The following is a 24951-nucleotide window of genomic DNA, read 5'->3' as shown; positions in this document are numbered from 1 at the left end:
TTATTCGGGATTTTAATTTATAAAACGCGTGGTAAGTTTACGCGTTTGGTTCAATAGATACAAAAGATCTATCGTTTGCTTTCTTTCTAAATACTACAGTTCCATCTACTAATGCATGTAAAGTATGGTCTTTTCCCATTCCCACGTTTAAACCTGGGTGATGAGTTGTACCTCTTTGTCTTACAATAATGTTACCTGCAATTGCAGATTGTCCACCGAAAATCTTCACACCTAATCTTTTAGAATGAGATTCTCTACCGTTTTTGGAACTACCAACTCCTTTTTTGTGTGCCATTTTATTTTAATGTTTTGAGTTAATATTTACTCTGCAGACTCGCTGTCAGATTTCTTAGTTGCTTTTTTTGCCACTGGTTTTTTGTCAGTCGCATTTTCTTTTTTAGCTTTCGGAGTCGCTTTTTTCTCTTCTTTTTTCTTATCATCAAAACCAGTAATTCCAGTAATTTGAATTTGAGTAAGAGATTGTCTGTGTCCGTTTTTCTTTTCGTATCCTTTTCTTCTTTTTTTCTTGAAAACGATTACTTTATCAGCTTTTAAATGCTTAATGATTTCTGCATCTACCGTGATACCTTTTACAGCCGGGGCGCCTACTGTGGTTGCTCCGTTTACAGTAAGAAGAACTTTTTCAAAAGACACTTTCGCACCTACTTCTCCTTTCAAACGGTTTACAAACAACTTTTGGTCTTGCTCAATTTTATATTGAAGCCCTGCTATTTCTACAATTGCAAACATTGTTTATTATTTTGTTAATTAATTCAGGGTGCAAAAATAAGAAATATTTTTGAGTTATCCACAATTCAATATTAAATTTTAATTAAAAAATAATTAAACTTCATTTTTAAAAATATAAATAAACTCAACTCAGCTATTTTCTTATTTCTTTTCTCGTTTTTTTATTTAAATTTGATTTTCAAATAAACTATGAAAAGAGATTTATACATCGATTTTGCGAAGGGACTTGCAACGCTTTCCATAATATTTATTCACACAGCTTATTGGTCTGGACAATATTATATTCCTGCAGAAATCCGTATATTTTCTTTAGTGTTTGATGTTCCTATTTTCTTCGCTTTAAGTGGTTTAACATCTGGAAATAAAATTGAAAAAACATTGTACAGATTGCTGAAATTACAAATCACTTATATGATTTTCGTAACATTTCTTTTCTTTTTAGATTATTTTTTCAAAGTTTTCGGTCTTCATTTTTTTGATATAAATTGGCTAAAAAACTTCTATTCCACTTTTGGTTCTAAATATGTTCCTATTAATATTTCTGATGTTCCACAATGGCAAAATCTCGGGAATTGGTATCTTCATCAATACACAAACGCAGACACTTTTCCCGTTGTAATGGGAAGTTTCTGGTATTTAAAAGTTTATTTTATTTTAACGGTTTTCGGAGTTTTAATCCTAAGATTTTTCTCAAAACATATTTGGTGGTTTATTGCACTTTGTCTTAGTTTAACCGCGATTTTCAATATTTTCCCACATTATTATCCAACTGGACAAGTTGGTTATGTCGCATTTTATCTCGCCGTTTTTTTAGTAGCGCATCAATTAAAAGGAAAAAAAATACCAACCAAATTTATTCCTATTTTGTACGGAAGTTTAGCTATTTTATTAGGAATTCTCTTTTATACTTTCGGCAAAGACGTATTTTATTTAATGAATAAACAGAAATTCCCGCCAAAAACCGCTTATGTTTTATGGTCTTTATTTTCATTAATAACAGTTTTTATCTTATATAATAGACTGAAAATTAATAAAGATAATGTAATTAATTATATTGGAAGAAACGCAATTTTCTTTTATTTCGCACAAGGTATAAGTTCTTCATTGGTTTATTTTGCAGTAGTACCTCTAAAAGCGCATTTTAATTGGATTGTTTTAATGATAATTATTTATTTATTGAATGTTTTACTAGCAGTTGGAATTGCAATTAGTTTAAAAAAACTCGATACCCTTGGCTGGAAAATTTTAGAATATCTACGTAAAAAAACAGCCTCTAAAATAGAAACTGTTTGATATTAGTTTTTAAGATTTTTACTAATCTCTTTTACCACCACCTCTAGAAATTAAGGCAACAATAATAATCAAAACTACTGCGCCAATTACCCAATAAATTGGATTTGTGTACCAATCTGTTGTAGTTGTGCTTTTTGTAGTATTTACATCTACTTTTAAATCAGGTGTTTTCTCTTGCGCAAAAGCGACAACACTAAAAAAAATTGTCATTAAAAAAATTGAAATTTTTTCTGTCAGTTTCAAAAAATTGTTTGTAGTTTGCATAAGTTTATTTTTTAATTAGTATTAAAGATTCAATATTTATGCCAATTAAATTAATTTTATTATTAAAAATTTAAAAATACTATTGCTAACCGCCATTATTATTAATAAAACGCCATGAAAAGTAATTTCAATATTTACGTGAGACTTTTCCTTCGCTCTTTTTTACAAGGCTTGGTAATTATTGGTCCAATTGCTGCGACCATTGGTATTATTTGGTATTTCATTTCGGGAATTGACAACCTTATTCCGTCAATTTCAGCACAATTTCCGGGCTTGGTTTTCCTTATTGTTATTTTTGGAACGGCTTTTATTGGTTTTATTGGTAACAAATTTATAATCGGTAAAATTATTGTGGATAGTTTTGATTATCTATTAGAACATACGCCTGGAATTAAATTTATTTATACCTCTCTTAAAGACGTTATGTCTTCATTTGTAGGTGATAAAAAAAAGTTTAATATTCCCGTTTTAATTCTTACATCCGCAGAACCAGAAGTTTGGCGTGTGGGTTTTCTTACACAAAGTGATTTATCTGGCGTGGGTTTTCCCGGTTATGTTTCCGTTTATTTACCACATTCTTACGCCGTTTCTGGTTGGGTGGTTTTTGTTCAAACAGAAAATGTAAAAATTTTACATAATGTAGATGCCGCAAACGCAATGAAATTTGCTGTAAGTGGCGGTGTTGCAGGTTTTCATTCGGACGCTTCCGTTTTCAAAGCGCCGGAATAATAAGTAATGTGCAATTAGTGGAGCAATAACAAAATTGTTTATTGCTTGTTTTCACATTTTTAAAATACTCATTATTTATTTTAACCATTACTCATGAATTTACCATACTCAGAACCTTACAGAATTAAAATGATTGAAGAAATCCATCAATCAACAAAAGAACAAAGAATAAATTGGATAAAAAATGCACACTTTAATCTATTTAATTTAAAAAGTTCTCAAGTTTTTATAGATCTTCTCACAGACAGCGGAACTGGCGCAATGTCGGACAGACAATGGAGCGCTTTAATGTCGGGTGACGAAAGTTATGCAGGTTCTCGTTCATTCGATGAACTTCATCAAACTGTACAAAATTTAACAGGATTTCCTTTTCTTTTACCAACGCATCAAGGAAGAGCTGCAGAAAATATATTATTTTCGGTTCTGGTAAAAGATGGAGATATCGTTCCAGGAAATTCACATTTTGACACTACAAAAGGACATATTGAAATGAGAAAAGCCCACGCTTTGGATTGTACCATAGATAAAGCTTTTAACGTAGATGATCTTTATCCTTTTAAAGGAAACATTGATTTAAATAAATTAGAAGAAGTTTATAAAAATAACCCAAAAGAAAAGATTCCATTTTGTTTAATTACAATTACTTGTAATTCTTCTGGTGGACAACCTGTTTCATTGGAAAATATAAAAGCGGTAAAAAAATTATCCGATCAATATGGAATTCCTATTTATTTTGATTCTGCAAGATTTGCTGAAAATGCTTATTTCATAAAAACAAGAGAAGCAGGACAAGAAAATAAATCCATCAAAGAAATAGCAAAAGAAGTTTTTTCTTACGGAGATGGAATGACGATGAGTTCCAAAAAAGACGGCTTGGTAAATATCGGTGGATTTATCGCTTTAAATAATGAAAAAGTATTTCAAGAAGCTTCTAATTTCACCATTATTTTTGAAGGATTTATCACTTATGGCGGAATGGCGGGACGCGATATGGCGGCTTTAGCGGTTGGTTTAAACGAAGCCACAGAATTTGAATATTTAGAAAGTCGAATTTCACAAGTGGAATATTTAGGAAAAAGATTAATAGAATTTGGAATTCCAATTCAGAAACCAATTGGAGGTCATGCAATTTTTGTTGATGCACTGAAATTTTTACCTCATCTAAAAAGAGAAGAATTTCCTGCACAAACTTTAGGGATTGAACTTTACAATGAAGCTGGAATTCGTGGTGTTGAAATCGGGACTTTATTAGCAGATAGAGATCCAGACACGCGAGAAAATCGTTATCCAAAATTAGAATTATTGCGTCTTGCAATTCCACGCAGAACTTATACTAATAATCACATGGATTATATTGCAGTGGCTTTAAAAAATGTTTTTGATCGTAGAAATGAAATTAAAACAGGTTATAAAATTATTTGGGAACCAGAAATTTTAAGACATTTTACAGTAAAATTGGGAAAAGTTTAAATTAAGAATTCATTTTTTAAACCGCAATTGAGAATTCTGTTGCGGTTTTTTTTGATCATTATTCAGCACTAAATTTTGTATTTTTGTAATATGAAATTTCAATTAGAATCCGAATATAAACCAACCGGTGATCAACCACAAGCAATTGAAGGATTAGTAAAAGGTTTAGATTTGGGTGAAAAATACCAAACACTTTTGGGAGTAACTGGTTCTGGGAAAACTTTTACCATTGCAAATGTGATTAATGAAGTGCAAAAACCAACTTTGGTTTTGGCGCACAATAAAACTTTGGCTGCGCAATTGTTTATGGAATTCAAAGAATTTTTTCCAAATAATGCGGTGGAATATTTTGTGAGTTATTACGATTATTATCAACCAGAAGCCTTTATTGCGTCCTCCAATACTTACATTGAAAAAGATTTATCCATAAATGAAGAAGTAGAAAAACTGCGACTTGCCGCTTCTGCGAGTTTGCTTTCTGGGAGAAGAGATGTTTTAATTGTGGCTTCAGTTTCCTGTATTTATGGAATTGGAAATCCAACTGAATTTCATAAATCTCTAATTTCTTTAGCAAAAAACGAAAAAATTACGCGTACGAAATTACTTCACAACTTAGTAAGCGCGCTTTATTCCAGAACATTAAATGAATTTCAACGTGGAACTTTCCGTGTGAAAGGTGATGTGGTAGATGTTTATCCAGCTTACGCAGATAATGCAATTCGAATTCAATTTTTTGGGGATGAAATTGATACAATTCAAAGTTTTGATCCCGTTTCCGGAAACGTAATGTCGGATTTTGACGAAATTAAAATTTATCCGGCGAATCTTTTCGTGACTTCAAAGGAAACTATGAACGGTGCAATTCGCGCAATTCAAGATGATTTGGTAAAGCAAGTTGATTTTTTCAGACAAATAGAAAAACCTTTTGAAGCCAAACGTTTAGAAGAACGCACAGAATTCGATTTGGAAATGATCAAAGAATTGGGTTATTGCAGCGGAATTGAAAATTATTCGCGTTATTTAGATGGAAGACTTCCTGGAACTCGACCATTCTGTTTATTGGATTATTTTCCGAAAGATTTTTTAATGGTAATTGATGAAAGTCACGCCACAATTCCGCAAGTCCACGCGATGTACGGCGGTGATAGAAGCCGAAAAGAAGTTTTGGTAGAACACGGTTTCAGACTTCCTGCAGCGATGGACAATCGACCATTAAAATTTAATGAGTTTGAAGAAATGCAGAATCAAGTAATTTATGTTTCCGCGACACCTGCCGATTACGAATTAGAAAAATCCGGCGGAACTTATATTGAACAAATCATTCGTCCCACTGGACTTTTAGATCCGGTGATTGAAATTAAATCTTCTTTAAACCAAATTGATGATTTAATTGAAGAAATTCAAAAAAGAGTTGAAATTGACGAAAGAACTTTGGTTACGACTTTAACTAAAAAAATGGCGGAAGAACTAACGAAATATTTTACAAAATTTGGAATCAGAACGCGTTATATTCACTCGGATGTCGAAACTTTAGAAAGAATTCAAATTATGCAAGATTTGCGTTTGGGCGTTTTTGATGTGTTGGTTGGTGTCAATTTATTGCGTGAAGGTCTGGATTTACCGGAAGTTTCCTTGGTTGCGATTTTAGATGCGGACAAAGAAGGAATGCTTCGTTCGCGCCGTTCTTTGGTTCAAACAATTGGTCGTGCGGCGAGAAATATCAATGGAAAAGCGATTCTTTATGCCGATAAAATCACAGGTTCTATGCAAAATGCAATTGACGAAACCAATTACCGCCGCGCCCGACAGATGGAATACAACGAGAAACACGGCAAAGTTCCAATGGCTTTAAATAAAAAAATCAGCGAAGCTTTGGTGGGAAGAAGTAAAGATTTCCCGGATCCAAAATACACTCAAAAAGAAATTTTGCAAAAAGTGGCAGAAGAAAAAGCATCTTATGGTGAAAACACAGACATTTTAATCGCGGCTAAGAAAAAAGCGATGGAGAAAGCGGCAAAAAATTTAGATTTTATTGAAGCAGCGAGATTGCGGGATGAAATTGCTATGCTGAAAACGGATTAAAATTCTCTAAATTTGTCCTAATGCAAAGCGAAAAAATAATTTTAGGAATTGATCCCGGAACCGCAATTATGGGTTTTGGTTTAATTTCAGTGAAGAATAATAAAATGGAATTGATTTCCATTCACGAACTGATTCTGAAAAAATATCCCAATCACGAAACGAAACTGAAAGTTATTTTTGATAAAACTTTGGCTTTAATTGATGAATTTCATCCAGATGAAGTGGCTTTGGAAGCGCCATTTTTTGGGAAAAACGTTCAGTCGATGCTGAAATTGGGCAGAGCGCAAGGCGTGGCGATGGCGGCAAGTTTACACCGAAATATTCCTATTTGTGAATATTCCCCGAAAAAAGTAAAAATGGCAATTACAGGAAACGGAAATGCAAGTAAAGAGCAAGTCGCAGGTATGCTGAAAAATTTATTTAATTTAAAAGAATTGCCTTTAAAATCTCTTGACGCATCGGATGGATTAGCGGTTGCGGTTTGCCATCATTTTAATTCGGGAAATATTTCTACGGGAAAATCTTACTCAGGATGGGACGCTTTTTTGAAGCAGAATCCGGAGAGAAAGAAATAATATGATCTGAAAATTTCATTTAAAGTCTAAGATCTAGAATCTAACATCTTAATGTCTATTCTTATTTAAAATTTTGCAATTCTACCAATTTAAAATAAGTCGATTTTTTGTCCATTAATTCCTGATGTGTTCCCTGTTCTACAATTTCACCTCGTTCCATTACCACAATCCAATCTGCTTTTTGAATGGTAGAAAGTCGGTGAGCTATAATTAATGAAGTTCGGTTTTCCATCATTTTGTCTAAAGCGTCTTGCACCATTTTTTCAGATTCCGTGTCTAAAGCAGATGTGGCTTCATCCAAAATCATAATTGGCGGATTTTTTAAAACGGCTCTTGCGATAGACAATCTTTGTTTTTGTCCGCCAGATAATTTATTTCCGTCGTCACCAATATTTGTATTATAAGAATCTGGAAGTTCTGTGATGAAAAAATCAGCGTTTGCAATTTTTGCAGCTTCGATTACTTCTTCCTGCGTTGCAGAAGGTTTTCCCATTAAAATATTATTGTAAACAGAGTCATTAAATAAAACCGATTCTTGCGTAACCATTCCTAATAAATGTCGGTATTCTTTTATTTTTAATTCTTTAATATTTGTGCCGTCGATTAAAATTTCACCTTCAGAAACATCGTAAAATCTTGCTAATAAATTGGCGATTGTAGTTTTCCCACTTCCAGATTGCCCGACCAAAGCAACTGTTTTTCCTTTCGGAAGCGTGAGTGAAAAATGTTTTAAAATTACGTTATCTACATCGTAATAAAAACCAATATTTTTAAATTCAATTTTGTCATTAAGATTTGAAATTGGTTTTGGATTTTCTACTTCTTCAATTTTTAAATCATAATCTAAAACTTCAGATACTCTTTCTAAACTCGCTAAACCACCTTGAATAGAAGAAATTGCAGCAGATAATTTTTTTGCTGGATCTAAAATTTGGAAAAACAAACCTATAAAAACCAAGAAACTTTGCGGTTTCATGGTATGCGCTTCTAAAATCTGAGTTCCTGCGTACCAAGTAATTATTAAAATTGTTACAGAACCTAAAAATTCACTCATTGGAGAAGCCATTTCACGTTTTCGGCTCATTCCAATTGCAAACTTTTGCCATAAATTTGTTGTATCATTAAATCTATTTTTTAAGATTTTATCTGCACTAAAAATTTTAATTACTTTAGATGATTTTAAAGTTTCATCAACCAAAGAAAAAAGATTTCCCAGTTCATGTTGTGCAGAATGGGCTTGTCTTTTTAAACTTTTCCCAACAATTGCAATTAATCCACCCATAATTGGGAAAACAATAAGTGAAAATAAAGTAAGATTTGGTGAGATTAAAAAAAGCGCAATTAGTGAAGAAATAATCATAAATGGCGAATTGATAACATCAACTAAAGCGCCCATTATTCCACCTTGAACGGCATCAATGTCATTAGAAATTCGGCTCATCATATCGCCTTTTCTTTGTTCTGTAAAGAATGAAACAGGTAATTTTAAAAATTTATCATACAAAGCAGTGCGTAAATCTTTGGTAATTCCAACTCTATAATTCACTAAAAAATAAGCGCCGAGATATCTAAAAATATTTCTTAAAAGAAATGCAACCGCTGTAATACTACAAAGCACGGCTAAAACTTTTACTGCGCCGTATTTATCCATATCAGTTTGAATGGTATATTGCGTTAAGTTTTTTACATAAGTTGTGAAACTATCCGTCCATACTGGTTTTACTGTTATATCTATTTTATCCACAGTCCCAAAAAGTAAACCTAAAATGGGCAACATTGTGGCAAGTGAAAAAATGTTTAAAACTGAATATAGAATATTAAAAAAAATACTAAGAAAAAGATACTTCTGATGTGGTTTTGCGAAAAATAATATTCTTTTTAAAGGCTTCATTTAATGGTAAATTAGGCGGTAAAATTACTGATTTTAAAATAATTAATTTTTACTGAAACCTTATTTTAATTTAACGAAGAAAGTCTCCTGCGAATTTTGCATAAGAAGCAGATTTTTAATTCTTTTTTCTAAAAAACAACTATTTATTTATCCATTTCAATAATTACGAATATTGCAGCCCGGCTTGAGTGGAGCTCTTTTTTGTGGAGCAACGCGGAACAAAAAAAGCGGGAACGGAAGACGGAAAAAGCTGCCCAAATAAAAAAGCAGCTTCCGAAGAAACTGCTTAACTCAAAAAAAATCGTTGTGAGTTTATCGCAAACGGTCTACAGATTTTACGATCCTTTCATCTCTCCGGATATAAATGTTTGCAATTTGCAAACAGATAATAGATATCACCGGAAAAAGTGGTTCAATACCTTTCTCAGGAAAATTAATTCCTCCAGATAATTTTAGTAGCCAATAAGACAACAAACCAAGCAACAAAACGTTTAAAATTATACTGAGTTTATTCAGTGCAATTTGTCTTTTTCTATTTTTAAAACCAAATAAACTTAAACCTCCTAAAATTACTAATACAGCGCAGGAAATAAGCATAATTGGTGCTTTCATTTCTACATCCAAATCGGTGGAAACGCTGTATAAAAATACGGCTCCAAAAATTGCAATTAGCAACCAAATACTTTGAATTCTTTGTAACATTAAGATATAAGTTTAATTAAAACTTGGTTGCACAAAAGTAAATTAATTTTTGCACAATTCAAAAAATAGTGTAGATTTGCAATACAAATTACAATAAAGACATAAGTCTCCTGACTTAAACTTCTTATTTGCACACACTTATAATTTACATATTTAACATATTTTATGTTTAACCTCGAAAAATTAAGGTCTAAATCTTCTGATGATTTAACCAAAATCTCTGATGACTTAGGCATCAAAACTTCTAAAAACAGTACAGAAAACGACAAAATTTTTGCTATTTTAGATTATCAAGCTTCAAATACCAAAGTTGCAAAAGATTATTACAACTCTACGGAACAAGCCGCGGAAAACAATTCTACAGCTGAAGAAAAAAAACCTTTAAAGAAACCGGCTCCCAAAAAGAAACCTGTGAAAAAATCAGTAGTTGCGACGGAAGAAAAACCACAGGAAATTAAATTAGAATCCAAAGCTGAAGAAAAAACTGAAGAAAAAACTGAAGAAAAATCAAATCCAGCTCCAAAAGCTCGTAAAAGAGTGGAGAAAAAACCAGCAGAAAATTCTTCGGAAGATATAAAATCTGAAAACAAATCTGAAAACAAAAACGAAAATTCGGAAGTTTCGGAACAAAAATCGGATCAAAAAGCACAACATCCGAATCAACAAAATAAAAACAAAGAGCACGCGAACAATAACGCAAAAGCAAATAGCAATAATCCGAATCATCCAAACAATCGGAAACCAAATCCTAATCAAAATAAAAATCATCAAAATCCAAATTCTAAAAATTCTGATCACAGTGAAGAACATGAAAAGAAAAAAGAATTTAATTTTGACGGGATTGTAACAATAGAAGGCGTTCTGGAAATTTTACCAGATAATTATGGCTTTTTAAGATCATCAGATTTTAGCTATATTTCTTCACCAGATGACGTTTATGTTTCTACCAATCAAATTAGAAATTACGGTTTAAAAACGGGAGATACCGTTCGTGGAATTGTAAGATTACCAAAAGAAGGCGAGAAATATTTTTCACTTTTAAAACCAACAGAAGTAAACGGACGAGATTTAGATTTCATAAAAGACCGCGTTGCTTTTGAATATTTAACACCGCTTTTCCCGCAAGAAAAATTTAATTTAGCTGGAAAAGGTTCTACACTTTCAACAAGAATTGTAGACTTATTTGCACCAATTGGAAAAGGACAAAGAGCAATGATTGTGGCACAACCGAAAACGGGTAAAACAATGTTGCTAAAAGATATTGCAAATGCAATTTCTTCTAATCATCCAGAAGCTTATATGATGGTTCTTTTAATTGATGAAAGACCGGAAGAAGTTACGGATATGGAAAGAAGTGTAAATGCAGAAGTAATTGCTTCTACTTTTGATGAAGCCGCAGACAAACACGTGAAAGTTGCCAATTTAGTTCTTGCAAAAGCACAAAGAATGGTAGAATGTGGTCACGATGTGGTGATTTTATTAGATTCTATTACGCGTCTCGCAAGAGCTTACAATACAGTAACTCCAGCTTCAGGAAAAATACTTTCTGGAGGTGTAGATGCAAATGCGCTTCATAAACCAAAACGTTTTTTTGGTGCGGCAAGAAAAATTGAAAATGGAGGTTCTCTCACAATTATTGCAACCGCTTTAATTGATACTGGTTCTAAAATGGACGAAGTCATTTTTGAGGAATTTAAAGGAACAGGAAATATGGAATTACAATTAGATAGAAAAATTTCTAACAAAAGAATTTATCCTGCAGTTGATTTGGTTTCTTCCAGTACGCGTCGCGATGATATTCTTTTAGATGAGGTGACTTTACAGAGAATGTGGATTTTAAGAAAATATTTATCTGATATGAATCCTTTAGAAGCAATGGATTTTGTAAATAAACAAATGAAAAACACTTTAAACAACGAAGAGTTTTTGATGTCTATGAATAAATAAATTTCTTAAATTAAAATATTAAAGCCAATCAGATTTTTATTTGATTGGCTTTTTTAGAAAGAATATTCATAATTTTAGTGCAATTATTTTATTATGAGAGAAAAAATTTTCACTTTATTTGTTCTTTTTACTATTTTAAATGTTTTTGGTCAAAAAGTAAATGCAACTGCCAATATTTTTGTGGTGTACCAAGCTCAACTAAAAGAAAGTAAAGATTACGAGAGTAGATCATATCCAAAAGTTGCCTTACTGATTGGAAAAGATTTTTCTTTTTCTTGTGATGACGGTCTATTGGGAAAGTTCTATGAAGGCTATATTCCAGAAAGTTCAAATCTAAATTCAGCAGTAATTTACAATATCGATAAAATTATTTATTATAAAAACTCAACTTATACTGAATTGCTTTATCCTGTAATGGATTTTAAACTTGGTTATTTGGAGAAATATAATATAAAATGGAAAATATTACCAAAATTTAAAATTATTAATGGAAGCAATTGCCAAATGGCAACAACTGAAAAATATGGTAGAAATTGGACGGCTTATTTTTCATCAGATTATTCTTTTCCTTACGGTCCATATAAATTTTCGGGTTTGCCGGGATTAATTATGGAGATATTTGATGAAAAAGATGATTACCATTTTACTGTTATCTCTATTCAAAATAAGAAAGTAGCAATTAACTTTGATGCTGATAACTATAAAATTTTAACAAAAAAGAAATTTTTAGAGGCAGAATACAATCTAAAATACACCTTAAATTCTTATCCTCCGATGGAGGAAGGAGAGTTTAAAAAAGAAATGGAAGAAATGATAGAAACAATCAAGAAGAAGGGAAACAATCCTATTGAATTAGAACCTTTTGACTAATATTTTAAAGCCAATCAGATTTTTTTTGATTGGTTTTTTTGTTTTTAAAAGATAAGCTTTAATTCCTTGATTAATATTTATTGTTTAAAATTTCTTTTAAAAATCTAAATTTTTATTAAAATTTATTGACTTCATCAATGTTAAAGATTTAATAAATTCAATCTAAGATTGAGACAATAGCATAATTTTTGCTTATTTTTGAATAGAACATTTAAAAATAATAATATTATGTCATTTCAATTACCAGAATTAGGATTCGCGTACGACGCATTAGAACCACACATAGACGCGAAAACGATGGAAATTCACTACACAAAACACCATCAAGGTTATGTGGATAATTTAAATAAAGCGATTGCAGGAACTGACTTAGAAAATAAAAGTATTGAAGAGGTTTGCAAAACTGGAACTGACAAACCTGCAGTAAGAAATAACGGTGGCGGACATTTTAACCACAGTCTTTTCTGGAAAATTTTAAAACCAGGCGGAAGTAAAAATCCAGTTGGAAACGTAAAAGCACAAATAGAAAATTATGGGGGCTTTGATAAATTTAAAGAAGATTTTTCTACTGCTGCAAAAACCAGATTCGGTTCAGGTTGGGCTTGGTTATGTAAAAAAGAGGATGGTTCTTTAGCTGTTTGTTCTACACCAAATCAAGATAATCCATTAATGCCAGTTGCAGATTGTCAAGCAACGCCGTTATTAGGAATTGATGTTTGGGAACACGCATATTATCTTAATTACCAAAATAAAAGACCAGATTATGTGACTAATTTTTTCGATTTAATTAATTGGGACGTTGTAGAAGAAAATTATAACAAATAATTTTTAATCATATATAAAACATAAAAAAGGTTCAGTTTATAACTGAACTTTTTTTATGTTTAAATTTGAGTAAATTAAAAAAATAATTATTGACTAAATCCGTTTAATTTTAAACCATATTTCCACTGAACGTAAGCAAAAACTTGATATAATTTATACTCAAATTTTAACCCGTAATTTTCTTGTGGATTATAATCTATAGAAGATTCTATAACATTTTTATATCTACCAGAAAAATATAATGAATTCCACTCACTTACTAAAGAAGCATTTCTGCTTTTCAAATATGATTCTGTGTAAAAACTCATTGGTTTTGCGATTGCATTAAGGAAATAGTCATATTGTGAATCTATAACTTGAAGATCCCATTCTCCGTCATTATTTTTCTCTGGTTTAATTTCTTTATTTTGTTCTGAAGCCGCTTGGTTTTGAGGAATACAAGAAAAAATTGTAAAAGATATTAAAAGAATTCCAAAAATTTTTTTCATTTTATTTTATTTTGGATTGTATTCTCTTTGTAATACCACAAAGGCTGGAAAGTGATCGCTATAACCGCCGGTGAATTGGTCACCGTTCCAAGATCGGAAAGGATAACCTTTAAAACTCCCGGTCTTATTAATTAAATAAGAAGGTGCAAAAATCTCTGCTTTATAAACAGAATATTCTTTTCCTACTTTATCACTAATTAAATTAGAAGACACAATAATTTGATCAAATAAATTGGGAGAATCTCGATAAGCTAAAGAAGCTACTCCCTTTTTATAAAGTGGATACATTAAATCAACATAAGGTCGATCTGGTGTTACATCTTTAATATCTCCTACTGCTCCCAAATGATCTTTAATACTTGGACTTACAGGATCATCATTAAAATCGCCCATCGCAAATAATTTTGTAGAAGGATCTAATGCTCTCACACTGTCCATTTCTTTTTTTAATACATCTCCTGCTTTATTTCTTTTGGGTAGAGAAACTGCTTCTCCGCCTAATCTTGACGGCCAATGATTCATAAAAAACGCAACTTTTTCATTATCTAAAAAACCGGTTAAAACAATAATATCTCTCGTGTACTGTTGTTTTCCATCTTCATTAAAAATTTTTATTTCTTTTTTTAAAGCATTGGTTGGCGTAAATCTTCTTTTTTGATAAAGCAAAGCAACATCTATCCCACGATAATCATAAGAATTAAAATGAATAATTCCATAATCATATTTTGCTAAAGTTGGATAATGCGCAATATCTTCTACAACTTTTCGGTTTTCTACCTCAATTAATCCAACAACAACAGGTGCTGTTTTTGTGTATTGAGCACCAATTTGAGAAATTACTTTCGCGATATTATGCAACTTTTCTTCATATATTTTTTTTCCATAATTTTTTGGACTACTGGGAGTAAACTCATCAGAAGATCCTTGTAATCTCACAACTTTTTTACCTTTCAGAGCATAGTCATTCCACGGTCCATCATATTCTTCGTGTGCTAAAAACTTTATAGAATCTATAGGAATACTTCGGTGAAAAGCAGGATTACTTATCGCTTTCGTCCCATCTATATAATCTGCAGATTGAATAGTGTCCCACATATTTTCAACATTTAAAAATCCTACTGTTGCGACTTTTCTCAGCTCTCCTTTTTGTGAAAATCCGAAAATAAATAATAACATCAAAACCAATGTATAAAACTTTTTCATTTTAATATAAATTTTAATTTAAACAAATCTACAAAATTAATTTTTGCAGATTTTGTTAAATTCATATAAATTTTAAATTTTTTTTGTTAAATTTACCCACTTAAAGATAAATTTTTTGTTAATCTTTATAACACAATACTTAATAATATGTTTAAAAAACTATCATTAATCGCTTTATTTACGTTAGTTCCCAGCTCTTTTTATTTTGCGCAAACTACAGTATTTGCTTATTTGAAAGATGCAGCAGGAAAACCGATAGAACGTGCAGAAGTAGATTTAAAAGGTCTCTCGAACAAAGTTACAGCTGATAAAATTGGCTACTTTCAGTTTGTTGATTTAAAAGAAGGACACTATCAAATTGAAATTTCAAAACCAGACTTTGAAACCAAAGTAATGGAATTTGATGTTGCCAAAGAAAAAAGAAAAGATTTGGGTGTAATAACTTTATATACAAGTCTTACTGAGGCGGATCAAGGTATTACAATTTTAGATAATAGTGGAGATGAAGAAGACAATAGCCAATCTTCAACTGTTGGTTTACTAACTTCTTCACAGGATGTTTTTAGTAGAATTGCTGCTTTTGATTTAGGTGCATATTGGTTTAGACCAAGAGGTATTGATGGAAGAGCTGGAGAGTTTATGCTAAATGGTGTAACTATGACACGTTCTGATAATGGAAATGTAGATTTTGGAAATTGGGGTGGCTTAAATGAAATCACGCGATATCCAGAAGTTGCAACCAATCATTCTCCTTCAGAATATGCTTTTGGCAGCGCAAGTTCTGTTATTTATAAAAACACAAAACCAAGCGACAATCGCAAAGGATTTCAAGCTACATATTCTCTCACCAATCGTAATTATAGAAATCGTGCTTCTCTAAGATATTCTTCGGGAATGAATAGAAAAGGATGGGCTTATACAATAATGGGCGCAAGAAGATGGGCACAAGAAGGAATACAAGAAGGAACTTTTTATGATGCTTTCGGAACTTATTTAGGTATTGAAAAAAAGATTTCAGATAAACATACTTTGGTTTTTAATTTTTTAGGTTCTCCTTATAGACGTTCTACATCAAGTCCAAGCACACAAGAAGTTTATAATTATGGCGGTGTTCATTATAATTCTTATTGGGGCTTTCAAGATGGTGAAAAAAGAAGCGAGCGTGTAAAAACAAGTTTTGAGCCGCTTTTTCAATTATCTCATTATTGGAAAATCAACAATAAAAATAGTTTGTGGACCAATGTTTCTTACCAATTTGGAAAAGAAAAAGCCTCCAGATTAGATTGGCAAAATGTTCCAAATCCTTCTCCTCAATATTATAGATATTTACCAAGTTACTACGATGATCAAATAAAACAAGCATTAATAAAAGATCCCAATGCAAACGTTGATAATTTGAAAGACGCCTATAATACAGCTTTAAACGGATGGCAAAATGGCGATCCAAATTTCACACAGATTAATTGGACTAAATTATACCAATCAAATCTTTCGCAACCTGTAAATAATCTTTATGGCTCTTCTGGGAGACGCTCTTTATATTTTGTAGTGAATGATGTAAATGATGATAAAATATTTAATGTCGGAACCCATTTCGTTCATAATTTTAATGATACTACAAAATTCTTATTAAATATTTCTTACCAAAATTATCGCTCTGAACTTTATCGAGAAGTTGCTGATTTATTGGGTGGAGATTTTGCTTTAAATAAAGATCCATTTGCAGCTACCAATAATCCTGGAACAAGCGGTTTATACAACCAAGGCGAAAGTGATTATACCAAAAGAAAAGGCGATAAAATAAACTATGATTATAATTTTACAAGAGATGAAGTTAAAGTAAACCCAGGCTTAAGTTTTTCTACTGGTAAATTTGATCTTTTCATTTCTGGTTTAGTAGGTTATTCTGCTTCTACAAGAGAAGGAATTTTTAATCATTATTTATATCCAGATGGATTTGGAAAAAGTCCTAAATATGATTTTTGGAATTTTGGAATTAAAGGACAAGCTATTTATAAAATAAACGGTAGAAATTTTATTGTCTATAATGGAGCTTATTTTTCGCAAGCACCTTACTTAGAAGATGTTTTTATTAATCCAAGAGTTAATTCTTCAGTTGCGCCAAATCTAAAAAGCACAATTACCAATGCGAATGATTTAAGCTACATACTTTCTTCACCATTTATAAAAGTGAGATTAACTGGTTATTTAATAGATACACAAAACGAAACAAACGTTCAAAGATTTTTTGCAGACGGCATTCAACTTGACGCTCAAAACGCAGAAGGTGATGCAACACAAGTACAAAGTGCTTTTGTAACTCAAGTAATGTCTAATGTAGAAAAAAGAAATATGGGTGCAGAATTAGGTTTAGACATAAAAATCACACCTACAATTTCTTTACAAGGTGCCGCAAGTTATGGACAATTTACTTACAGAAATAATCCAGAAACCTATTTTGCTTCGGATGCAGCAGGAACTTTTGCTAACGGACAATCTTATTTAGATTTAGGAAAAGCTTATTTAAAAGATTACAGACAAGGTGGGACACCACAAGAAGGTTACTCTTTGGGAATTCGCTATAACTCTCCAAAATATTATTGGATTGGCGCAAACTGGAGTTATTTAGGCGAAAACTATTTAGATCCTTCTGCTATAATAAGAACAGAAAGATTTATTCAAAATTCCGTATCTGGTACACCTTATCCGGGAATTACGGAAGCTGCACTTAGAGACAGATTACAACCAAATAAATTACCTTCTGCCTATTTCTTTAATGCAAATGCAGGGAAATCTTGGAGATTAGGAAAATATTATGTTTTAATTACTGCTTCAGTTAATAATATTTTTAATAATACAAAATATATTACCGGCGGATTTGAACAAACCAGAAACGTGAGTTTCCCAAAATTTGTACAAGATAATGACAGAGAATATCCATTATTTGGACCAAAATTATTCTATACACAAGGTCGCTCTTATTTTGTAAACTTACAATTCAGATTTTAAAAAAAATTAATTATAAAAAGATAAAGTAATGAATATAAAAAAATACTTAAAACCGGTGTTAAGTTTAGCTATTGCAGCTATAACCATCACATCTTGCGTTCGCAGTAATGACTGGGAAACGCCGCCAATTAATTGTAATAATAGATTTGATGCCTCCACAATTACAATGGCAAATTTTGTGGCAATGGCACCTCCAACTAACACAATTAAAATTCCTGAAAGTGGAGCTCCAGTAATTTTTGACGCTTATATAATTTCATCCGATGAAAATGGTAACTTTTACAAAACCATTTCTTTCCAAGATAAACCAGAAAATCCAACCGTAGGATTACAAATGGAAGTTGATCGCGCAAGTAATTACGCAGATTTCCCTGTTGGAAGTCATGTAAGAATTAAAGCAAATGGTTTAGTTTTAGGAACAGATCGTGGTGTAATAAAATTAGGTTCCGTAGATCCATCTTTTGCAATTGGAAGAATTCCTAATTCTTTATTTTCAAGATATATTGCGGGAGTTTGTAACGGTGGAACAATGGAAATTGCTACAATTAAACCGACAGAATTACCAAATTTAGCTGCTGCACAAGATCCAAAATATATTAATACTTTAGTTACTGTTAAAAATGTACAATTTGCCTCAGGAGATTTAGGTAAAACTTATTTAGATTATGTAGCAGGCGCAGGTGTAGATACAGATAGAAATATAGAAGACAACACAGGAAGTAGTTCTATTATAAGAAACTCTGCGTTTTTTAGTGGTGGTAAAACCATGTTACCAAAAGGAAATGGTGCTGTAACTTTTGTTGTAAGCAGATATAATTCTTCTTGGCAAAATCTTATCAGAAGTTTATCCGACGTAAATATTCCAGAAAGCGGAAATAGATATGACGCAACTCCACCAAAAGGCGGCACTGCAGTAAGTTATAGCGGGTCTTTCTTAGAAGATTTTGAAAGTTATGGCTCAGTGAATTTATTAGAAGTATTTCCAAAATATATTAATGACCCATTTGTAGGAAATAGATATTGGCAACTAAGAAATTTTGGTGGAAATAATTATTTACAACTTAGTGCAAATGCAGGTAACGGTTCTTTCACTACTTACTTTATTGTCCCTGTTGATTTTACAGCGGCAAATTCTGTGAAATTTGACGTGAATGTTGGTTACTATAATGGAGATGCGCTCAAAGTATTTACAACTAAAGATTACACTGTTTTAGGCGATATTAGTTCTGCAACTCTTACTGATATTACTTCTAATTTTACAATTCCAAAAACTCCAACCTCTGGTTATGGAACTTTAAATAATGCAGGTACTTACAATTTCCCTGCATCACTTACAGGAAATGGTTTTGTTGTATTTGAATACAAAGGAGCAAAAGGTGGCGTTACAACAACAATTCAGTTAGATAATATTTCTGTTCAATAAAAAACAATTCATTTAAATTTTTTATCCAAAAGCTGTTTCGAAAGGAACAGCTTTTTTATTTTATTTTAAAAAAACTTGGAAACTTCAAACTGTTATCAAATAAACTTATTAAGAATTTAGTAATTACGTATATTTATAAAATTAAAAAATTAATATGTCAAAGAAATTTCTCAGCACTTTAATTCCTATATTCCTTTTTAGCAATATTTTATTATCTCAAAATAATTTCTCAAAATTTGTAAATCCATTTATAGGAACTGGCGGTCATGGTCATACTTTTCCCGGAGCAATTGTTCCTTTTGGAATGGTTCAGCTTTCTCCAGATACTAGAATTGATGGAAGTTGGGACGGTTGTAGCGGTTATCATTATTCAGATTCTGTGATTTACGGTTTTTCTCATACACATCTCAACGGAACTGGTGTTTCAGATTACGGCGATATCTTACTAATGCCTACAATGGGCGAAGTTTCTTTAGATAATAAAAAATATTCTTCTACTTTTTCTCACAAAAATGAAAAAGCTTCCGCAGGATTTTATGAAGTGTTATTAGATAAAAATAATATTAATGTAAAATTGACTACAACAACAAGAGTTGGTTTCCACGAATATACTTTTAACAAATCTGGAAAAGCGAATATCATTTTAGATTTAAATCATAGAGACGAACTTTTGGAAGGCGAAGTAAAAATAATTGATCATAAAACCATAGAAGTTTTTAGAAGAAGCAAAGCTTGGGCGCAAAACCAATATATCTATGCAAGAATTGAATTTTCTAAACCGATGTTACTTTCAAAAATAAAAAACGACAATAAAAATGCAACAATTAACGACAAAATTTTTGAAGGAAAAGTCTTGGCTCTTGCGTTTTCTAATCAAGTAAAAGCCGGAGAGAAAATTAAAGTTAAAGTTTCTCTTTCACTTACAGGTTATGAAGGTGCAGAAAAAAACATGTTAGCTGAAGGACAATCTTGGGATTTTAATAAAATTAAAAATGATGCAGAAAAATATTGGGACAAAGAATTATCTAAAATTGAAGTTTCTTCTTCCGATAAGGACAAAAAAACCATTTTTTACACTGCACTTTATCACGCTTTTACGCAACCGAATATTGCAAATGATGTCGATGGAAAATACAGAGGAAGAGACAATCAAATTCATAAAGCAGATCAGGATTATTACACGGTTTTTTCACTTTGGGATACATTTCGCGCTTATCATCCTTTGATGACATTAATTGATAAAAAAAGAACTTCAGATTTCATCAATACTTTCATTTTGGAATATGAACAAGGAAAAAGATTACCAATTTGGGAACTCGCAAGTAATGAAACGTATTGCATGATTGGTTATCATTCAGTTGCAGTAATTGCAGAAGCAATGAAAAATGGCGTAAAAGGATTTGATTATGAAAAAGCTTTTGAAGCAGCAAAAAATTCCGCCAATTTATTTGATGATTTTGGTATGAAAACTTATCGCGAAAATGGATTTTTAACCATTGATGACGAACATGAAAGTGTTTCCAAAACGTTAGAATATGCTTATGACGATTGGTGTATTGCACAAATGGCAAAAATATTAAATAAAAAAGAAGATTATGAAAGTTTTATGAAACGTTCACAAGGATGGAAAAATCTATTTGATTTTGAGCAAAAATTTATCCGTCCAAAATTAAATGGAGATTGGCTAAAACCATTTGACCCAAAAGAAATTAGCAACAATTTCACCGAAGGAAATGCGTGGCAATATACTTTTTTCGTTCCACAAAATATTCCAGAAATGATAAAATTTTATGGTGGAAATAATGCTTTTGAGAAAAAATTGGATCAATTATTTTCCGAAACTTCTAAAACAACAGGTAGAACACAAGTAGATGTTACAGGATTAATCGGACAATATGCGCAAGGAAATGAGCCAAGTCATCACGTTGCTTATCTTTATAATTACATCGGAAAACCTGAAAAAACCAAAAAAAAAGTTCATTTTATTTTAAATAATTTCTACAAAAATTCTCCAGATGGATTAATTGGAAATGAAGATTGCGGACAAATGAGCTCTTGGTTTGTCTTAAGTTCTTTGGGAATGTATAAAATAACGCCCGGTTCTACAACCTGGGAAACCGTTGAACCTTTTTTTATTGAAGAAAAAATCCATTTAGAAAATGGTGAAACTTTACACTTTAAAAATAAAAAAGACATAGATAATTGGGATAAAACACAAGACTCTTCAGAAGACAAAATAATAACAAATGAAAAAGAAATTGTGATTGTCCCTCTAATTTCTTTTAAAAATAAAACCTTTGAAACAGAAGAAGTTATTTCTATAAAATCCTTTCAAAATTATCCCATATTTTACTCAATTGATAGTGGCGATTTTCAAAAATACAACGCACCATTTACAATTAATAAATCCTCTATAATTAAAGCTTTTACAGAAAATGACAATCATGAAAAAAGCACTATTATAACTTCAAAAGTTTATAAAAAACCAAATAATTATGAAGTTAAATTTAATTCAAAGCCAGATTTACAATATTTTTCTGGCGGAAAACAAGGACTTATTGATGGAGTTTTTGGCGACAGCAATTGGAAGAAAGGCGATTGGCAAGGTTATCAATCTCAAGATTTTGAAGTTGTAATTGATATGAAAAAATCAAAAGAAATTTCTACTATTTCTGCGGACTTTCTACAAGATACAAGATCGTGGATTTTAATGCCTACAAAAGCAGAATTTTTCATTTCCGATGATGGCAAAAATTTCAAGAAAATGGGAGAAATTAATTCTAAAACCAACCCACAAGATTACAATATTCAAATAGAAAAACTAGCGATTTCTTTTGTAAAAACCAACACAAGATATATTAAAATAATTGCCAAAAATTTCGGGAAATTACCAGAATGGCATCAAGGTTTTCCCTCAAATGGAGACGCTTATATTTTTGTAGATGAAGTGGAAATTAAATAAATTAAAATTTAATTTAAAAATTTAATCATAAAAAAACCGCAACAAAATTGCGGTTTAGATTAAAATTTTTTTAAAACTTGACTTCGTTGGTTTCTTTTCCTCTTTGGAAAGTCATTGTTTTTTGATTCCCTTTGTAAGCAATATTTACAATATTTATTTGCTTTGGATAAGTTTCTAATAAAATGGCGTTAGTAATTTTTAAAGAACTTATTGCCGGAACGCCAGATGATTCAAAATAAACCCAAACAGATTCACCATTTACTTGGCTTCCTGTAAAAGTTAATCTAATTGGAGAGCCATTTACTGAAACTGTAAATCTATTGTTTACATATTTTTTCACTTCTGCTTCATAACCAACCGTGTTTGGATTGATATTTATAGCATTAGAAATGTGTTCTGTATTCATTTTAGTCGTGAATTTTAATGTTTTGCTTCCATCTACATAATCTACTTTCGTCATAGAAGAAAAGAAGTCTGCAACTGTAAAACTCATTAAAAGAACTACGGCAAAAACACCGAATACTTGTAAAATTTTTTTCATTTTAATTATTTGTATTAATATTGGCTCAAATTATATGCCAATTAAAAATTAACGTTAACTGCATATTTTTCATAGAACGCTTTTATGTGTGCAACCGCATCATCCGCAGAATCTACAACACGGAAAAGATTAAAATTTTCTTCAGCAATTGTTCCATTTGCCAGTAACGTATCTCTAAACCAATCTAGAAGTCCGCTCCAAAATTTGGACCCAACTAAAACTATGGGAAAACGCCCAATTTTTTTTGTTTGTATTAAAGTTAAAGCTTCCATTAATTCATCTAAAGTTCCAAAACCGCCCGGAAGAACGATAAATCCTTGCGAATATTTAACAAACATTACTTTTCTCACGAAAAAATAGTCGTAATCTAAAGAATAGCCCTTGTCAATATATGGATTAAAATGTTGTTCAAATGGCAATTCAATATTTAATCCGATGGATTTTCCTCCACCTTCATGCGCTCCTTTATTTCCAGCTTCCATTATTCCTGGTCCACCGCCGGTAATAACTCCAAATCCTAATTCAGTTATTTTTTTAGCAATTTCTGTTGCCATTAAATAATATTTATCATCGTTTTTTAATCTTGCAGATCCGAAAATAGAAACACAAGGTCCTATTTTGGCCATTTTTTCATAGCCATCTACAAATTCTGCCATGACTTTAAAAACCATCCAACTGTCTTTGGTAACGGTTTCGTCCCAAGTTTTTTGCCGAAAACTTTCTTTTAATCTTTTATCTTCTAAGTTATTATCATCTATCATACAAAAAGTTTTTCTGCTTGTTCTACAGCTTCGGGTTTTCCTACATCTACTAAATTTGCGTTGTGGTAAAATCCTTTAATAATGTCCGTTTTCATTAAATCTAAATATTCCTCCATTATTGAGAACTTTCCACGACGTTTTATTTTATTAAAAATTGAACCATTTACACAGTGTATTCCACTAAAAGCCATTGGTTTAAAAGCTTTGTTAAATTCTGCTAATTTTTGTTCGCCAGAATCCACATTCAACCAACCGCGCAAAATTTGTTCTTCATTAAATAAAAGTTTGCGAGAACTTTTACGGTCTGAAACAGCTAATGTAACAAAATTCCTTTGCTTTTTATGTTCCTTAATTAAGACGTCAATTGCTAAATCTGTCAATATATCTGCGTTCATAATTAGAAAATCGTCTTCGTTTTCTAAATATGATTGTGCAAATAATAATCCACCACCGGTTTCTAAAAGTTCATCTTTCTCATTTGAAATGGTAATATTTGCATTAAAATTATTATTTAATTCTAGAAATTCTACAATTTGATTTCCAAAATGATGCACATTAATAACAAAATCTTCGATACCAAAGGTTTGTAAATATTTTATATTTCTTTCCAAAAGTGGAACTCCATTTACTTTAAATAAAGCTTTTGGATGTTTGTCTGTAAAAGGTTTTAAACGCGTTCCTTTTCCTGCCGCAAAAATCAATGCTTTCATTTCAATTTCATACTTTTAATTGTGGTTGCTCATCATGAAATAATTTCACTGTAGTTTCAGGATAATTATTTTTAATAAATTCTGCGATTTTTTCAGCAGAATAAACGGAACGATGTTGTCCGCCGGTGCAACCAAAATTAATTTGCAAATGTTCAAAATTTCTATCTAGATAATCTTCTATTGTGATAGAAATTACATTTTTAATTCCTTCTAAGAATTGTGGCATTTTGGTTTTTTGTTCTAAAAATTCTTGCACTCCAATTTCCTGACCCGTTTGCGGTTTAAATTCTTCAATTCTTCCGGGATTTAAAATTCCCCTGCAATCAAAACAAAATCCGCCGCCGTTTCCTGAATTATCTTTTGGGATTCCGCCTTTTTTGTAGGAAAAACTGTGGATTTCTATTTTTAGACTCATATTACTTTTTATTCTTTTTTTAGTTATTTTTCCATATAGTT

Annotated in this window: 22 protein-coding genes; 11 read left to right on the top strand and 11 right to left on the bottom strand. The window is 31.4% G+C overall.

Features of this window, described 5'->3' with window-relative positions; translation table 11 throughout:
- Positions 1-37 precede the first annotated feature (37 nt).
- Both rpmA and rplU read right to left on the bottom strand, forming a co-directional pair.
- Positions 38-295, bottom strand: a complete 258-nt coding sequence (rpmA, locus tag ACN0WB_RS01860) for a 50S ribosomal protein L27 (RefSeq protein ID WP_417428260.1) — start codon at positions 293-295, stop codon at positions 38-40.
- 26 nt (positions 296-321) lie between these two features.
- The gene (gene rplU, locus ACN0WB_RS01855; protein ID WP_417428258.1) at positions 322-750 is read right to left on the bottom strand and encodes a 50S ribosomal protein L21; all 429 of its coding nucleotides are present in this window, start codon (positions 748-750) and stop codon (positions 322-324) included.
- A gap of 189 nt (positions 751-939) precedes the next feature.
- On the opposite strand from rplU, the gene ACN0WB_RS01850 reads away from it, so the two are divergent.
- On the top strand, positions 940-2043 hold the full coding sequence (locus ACN0WB_RS01850) for an acyltransferase family protein (protein ID WP_417428256.1): 1104 nt from the start codon (positions 940-942) through the stop codon (positions 2041-2043).
- Positions 2044-2064: 21 nt separating this feature from the next.
- On the opposite strand, the gene ACN0WB_RS01845 is transcribed toward ACN0WB_RS01850, so the two are convergent.
- Entirely contained in the window at positions 2065-2253 is a 189-nt protein-coding gene (locus tag ACN0WB_RS01845) for a hypothetical protein (protein ID WP_417428254.1), read from the bottom strand.
- A 168-nt stretch (positions 2254-2421) separates the two neighbouring features.
- On the opposite strand from ACN0WB_RS01845, the gene ACN0WB_RS01840 reads away from it, so the two are divergent.
- The 4 genes from ACN0WB_RS01840 to ruvC all read left to right on the top strand — a co-directional run bounded on the left by ACN0WB_RS01840 (position 2422) and on the right by ruvC (position 7163).
- Entirely contained in the window at positions 2422-3036 is a 615-nt protein-coding gene (locus ACN0WB_RS01840; protein WP_417428252.1) for a DUF502 domain-containing protein, read from the top strand.
- 93 nt (positions 3037-3129) lie between these two features.
- Positions 3130-4506 carry a tryptophanase gene (locus ACN0WB_RS01835; RefSeq protein WP_417428250.1) on the top strand — a complete coding sequence of 459 codons (1377 nt, stop codon included), beginning with the start codon at positions 3130-3132 and terminating at the stop codon, positions 4504-4506.
- A gap of 90 nt (positions 4507-4596) precedes the next feature.
- Positions 4597-6588: an excinuclease ABC subunit UvrB gene (gene uvrB, locus ACN0WB_RS01830; RefSeq protein ID WP_417428248.1), complete on the top strand. Its 1992-nt coding sequence runs from the start codon at positions 4597-4599 to the stop codon at positions 6586-6588.
- Between the two features lie 20 nt (positions 6589-6608).
- A complete protein-coding gene (gene ruvC / locus ACN0WB_RS01825; RefSeq protein WP_417428246.1) occupies positions 6609-7163 on the top strand; it encodes a crossover junction endodeoxyribonuclease RuvC in 555 nt (184 codons plus the stop codon).
- A 61-nt stretch (positions 7164-7224) separates the two neighbouring features.
- Here the strand turns inward: ruvC and ACN0WB_RS01820 are convergent, their stop codons facing one another.
- Entirely contained in the window at positions 7225-9054 is a 1830-nt protein-coding gene (locus tag ACN0WB_RS01820) for an ABC transporter ATP-binding protein (protein WP_417428244.1), read from the bottom strand.
- Between the two features lie 312 nt (positions 9055-9366).
- Positions 9367-9756 (bottom strand): DUF4293 family protein, encoded by a 390-nt coding sequence (locus ACN0WB_RS01815; RefSeq protein WP_417428242.1) that lies wholly within the window; start codon positions 9754-9756, stop codon positions 9367-9369.
- Between the two features lie 165 nt (positions 9757-9921).
- On the opposite strand from ACN0WB_RS01815, the gene rho reads away from it, so the two are divergent.
- From rho to ACN0WB_RS01800, 3 genes are all read left to right on the top strand, one after another.
- The gene (rho, locus tag ACN0WB_RS01810) at positions 9922-11703 is read left to right on the top strand and encodes a transcription termination factor Rho (protein WP_417428240.1); all 1782 of its coding nucleotides are present in this window, start codon (positions 9922-9924) and stop codon (positions 11701-11703) included.
- Positions 11704-11796: 93 nt separating this feature from the next.
- Complete coding sequence (locus tag ACN0WB_RS01805; protein ID WP_417428238.1) at positions 11797-12573, top strand: GLPGLI family protein; 777 nt, start codon at positions 11797-11799, stop codon at positions 12571-12573.
- Between the two features lie 228 nt (positions 12574-12801).
- Positions 12802-13398: a superoxide dismutase gene (locus tag ACN0WB_RS01800; RefSeq protein ID WP_417428236.1), complete on the top strand. Its 597-nt coding sequence runs from the start codon at positions 12802-12804 to the stop codon at positions 13396-13398.
- Between the two features lie 86 nt (positions 13399-13484).
- On the opposite strand, the gene ACN0WB_RS01795 is transcribed toward ACN0WB_RS01800, so the two are convergent.
- Complete coding sequence (locus ACN0WB_RS01795) at positions 13485-13886, bottom strand: DUF6146 family protein (RefSeq protein WP_417428234.1); 402 nt, start codon at positions 13884-13886, stop codon at positions 13485-13487.
- A 6-nt stretch (positions 13887-13892) separates the two neighbouring features.
- Positions 13893-15089, bottom strand: a complete 1197-nt coding sequence (locus tag ACN0WB_RS01790; protein WP_417428232.1) for an endonuclease — start codon at positions 15087-15089, stop codon at positions 13893-13895.
- Positions 15090-15236: 147 nt separating this feature from the next.
- Here ACN0WB_RS01790 and ACN0WB_RS01785 point away from each other — a divergent pair, with 147 nt between their 5' ends.
- The 3 genes from ACN0WB_RS01785 (at position 15237) to ACN0WB_RS01775 (ending at position 22483) form a co-directional block, all read left to right on the top strand.
- Positions 15237-18098 (top strand): carboxypeptidase regulatory-like domain-containing protein, encoded by a 2862-nt coding sequence (locus ACN0WB_RS01785; RefSeq protein ID WP_417428230.1) that lies wholly within the window; start codon positions 15237-15239, stop codon positions 18096-18098.
- A gap of 28 nt (positions 18099-18126) precedes the next feature.
- On the top strand, positions 18127-19521 hold the full coding sequence (locus tag ACN0WB_RS01780) for a DUF5689 domain-containing protein (protein WP_417428228.1): 1395 nt from the start codon (positions 18127-18129) through the stop codon (positions 19519-19521).
- 154 nt (positions 19522-19675) lie between these two features.
- Complete coding sequence (locus tag ACN0WB_RS01775) at positions 19676-22483, top strand: GH92 family glycosyl hydrolase (protein WP_417428226.1); 2808 nt, start codon at positions 19676-19678, stop codon at positions 22481-22483.
- Between the two features lie 70 nt (positions 22484-22553).
- Here ACN0WB_RS01775 and ACN0WB_RS01770 read toward each other — a convergent pair whose 3' ends face one another.
- Genes ACN0WB_RS01770 through ACN0WB_RS01755 form a run of 4 tightly spaced genes read right to left on the bottom strand, consistent with a single transcriptional unit; the run spans position 22554 to position 24910 of the window.
- The gene (locus ACN0WB_RS01770) at positions 22554-23024 is read right to left on the bottom strand and encodes a DUF6702 family protein (protein ID WP_417428224.1); all 471 of its coding nucleotides are present in this window, start codon (positions 23022-23024) and stop codon (positions 22554-22556) included.
- Between the two features lie 41 nt (positions 23025-23065).
- The gene (locus ACN0WB_RS01765; protein WP_417428222.1) at positions 23066-23785 is read right to left on the bottom strand and encodes a TIGR00730 family Rossman fold protein; all 720 of its coding nucleotides are present in this window, start codon (positions 23783-23785) and stop codon (positions 23066-23068) included.
- Positions 23782-24495, bottom strand: a complete 714-nt coding sequence (locus ACN0WB_RS01760; protein WP_417428220.1) for a nucleotidyltransferase family protein — start codon at positions 24493-24495, stop codon at positions 23782-23784. Before ACN0WB_RS01760 ends, ACN0WB_RS01765 begins: the two co-directional genes overlap by 4 nt.
- 7 nt (positions 24496-24502) lie before the next feature.
- A complete protein-coding gene (locus tag ACN0WB_RS01755) occupies positions 24503-24910 on the bottom strand; it encodes an ATP-binding protein (RefSeq protein WP_417428219.1) in 408 nt (135 codons plus the stop codon).
- Positions 24911-24951: the final 41 nt, after the last annotated feature.

Source organism: Halpernia sp., from assembly GCF_048269545.1.
GTDB lineage: Bacteria > Bacteroidota > Bacteroidia > Flavobacteriales > Weeksellaceae > Halpernia.
The sequence above is the reverse complement of the archived record's forward strand: the minus strand, read 5'-3'. Positions and strand labels throughout refer to the sequence as shown.

Coding starts and splice junctions, on each gene's coding strand:
- ACN0WB_RS01845 (WP_417428254.1), bottom strand. CDS start 2,253: ATGACAATTTTTTTTAGTGTTGTCGCTTTTGCGCAAGAGAAAACACCT.
- uvrB (WP_417428248.1), top strand. CDS start 4,597: ATGAAATTTCAATTAGAATCCGAATATAAACCAACCGGTGATCAACCA.
- ACN0WB_RS01805 (WP_417428238.1), top strand. CDS start 11,797: ATGAGAGAAAAAATTTTCACTTTATTTGTTCTTTTTACTATTTTAAAT.
- ACN0WB_RS01795 (WP_417428234.1), bottom strand. CDS start 13,886: ATGAAAAAAATTTTTGGAATTCTTTTAATATCTTTTACAATTTTTTCT.
- ACN0WB_RS01790 (WP_417428232.1), bottom strand. CDS start 15,089: ATGAAAAAGTTTTATACATTGGTTTTGATGTTATTATTTATTTTCGGA.
- ACN0WB_RS01780 (WP_417428228.1), top strand. CDS start 18,127: ATGAATATAAAAAAATACTTAAAACCGGTGTTAAGTTTAGCTATTGCA.
- rplU (WP_417428258.1), bottom strand. CDS start 750: ATGTTTGCAATTGTAGAAATAGCAGGGCTTCAATATAAAATTGAGCAA.
- ACN0WB_RS01770 (WP_417428224.1), bottom strand. CDS start 23,024: ATGAAAAAAATTTTACAAGTATTCGGTGTTTTTGCCGTAGTTCTTTTA.
- ACN0WB_RS01835 (WP_417428250.1), top strand. CDS start 3,130: ATGAATTTACCATACTCAGAACCTTACAGAATTAAAATGATTGAAGAA.
- ACN0WB_RS01785 (WP_417428230.1), top strand. CDS start 15,237: ATGTTTAAAAAACTATCATTAATCGCTTTATTTACGTTAGTTCCCAGC.
- ACN0WB_RS01775 (WP_417428226.1), top strand. CDS start 19,676: ATGTCAAAGAAATTTCTCAGCACTTTAATTCCTATATTCCTTTTTAGC.
- rho (WP_417428240.1), top strand. CDS start 9,922: ATGTTTAACCTCGAAAAATTAAGGTCTAAATCTTCTGATGATTTAACC.
- ACN0WB_RS01815 (WP_417428242.1), bottom strand. CDS start 9,756: ATGTTACAAAGAATTCAAAGTATTTGGTTGCTAATTGCAATTTTTGGA.
- ACN0WB_RS01840 (WP_417428252.1), top strand. CDS start 2,422: ATGAAAAGTAATTTCAATATTTACGTGAGACTTTTCCTTCGCTCTTTT.
- ACN0WB_RS01850 (WP_417428256.1), top strand. CDS start 940: ATGAAAAGAGATTTATACATCGATTTTGCGAAGGGACTTGCAACGCTT.
- ACN0WB_RS01755 (WP_417428219.1), bottom strand. CDS start 24,910: ATGAGTCTAAAAATAGAAATCCACAGTTTTTCCTACAAAAAAGGCGGA.
- ACN0WB_RS01765 (WP_417428222.1), bottom strand. CDS start 23,785: ATGATAGATGATAATAACTTAGAAGATAAAAGATTAAAAGAAAGTTTT.
- ruvC (WP_417428246.1), top strand. CDS start 6,609: ATGCAAAGCGAAAAAATAATTTTAGGAATTGATCCCGGAACCGCAATT.
- rpmA (WP_417428260.1), bottom strand. CDS start 295: ATGGCACACAAAAAAGGAGTTGGTAGTTCCAAAAACGGTAGAGAATCT.
- ACN0WB_RS01760 (WP_417428220.1), bottom strand. CDS start 24,495: ATGAAAGCATTGATTTTTGCGGCAGGAAAAGGAACGCGTTTAAAACCT.
- ACN0WB_RS01820 (WP_417428244.1), bottom strand. CDS start 9,054: ATGAAGCCTTTAAAAAGAATATTATTTTTCGCAAAACCACATCAGAAG.
- ACN0WB_RS01800 (WP_417428236.1), top strand. CDS start 12,802: ATGTCATTTCAATTACCAGAATTAGGATTCGCGTACGACGCATTAGAA.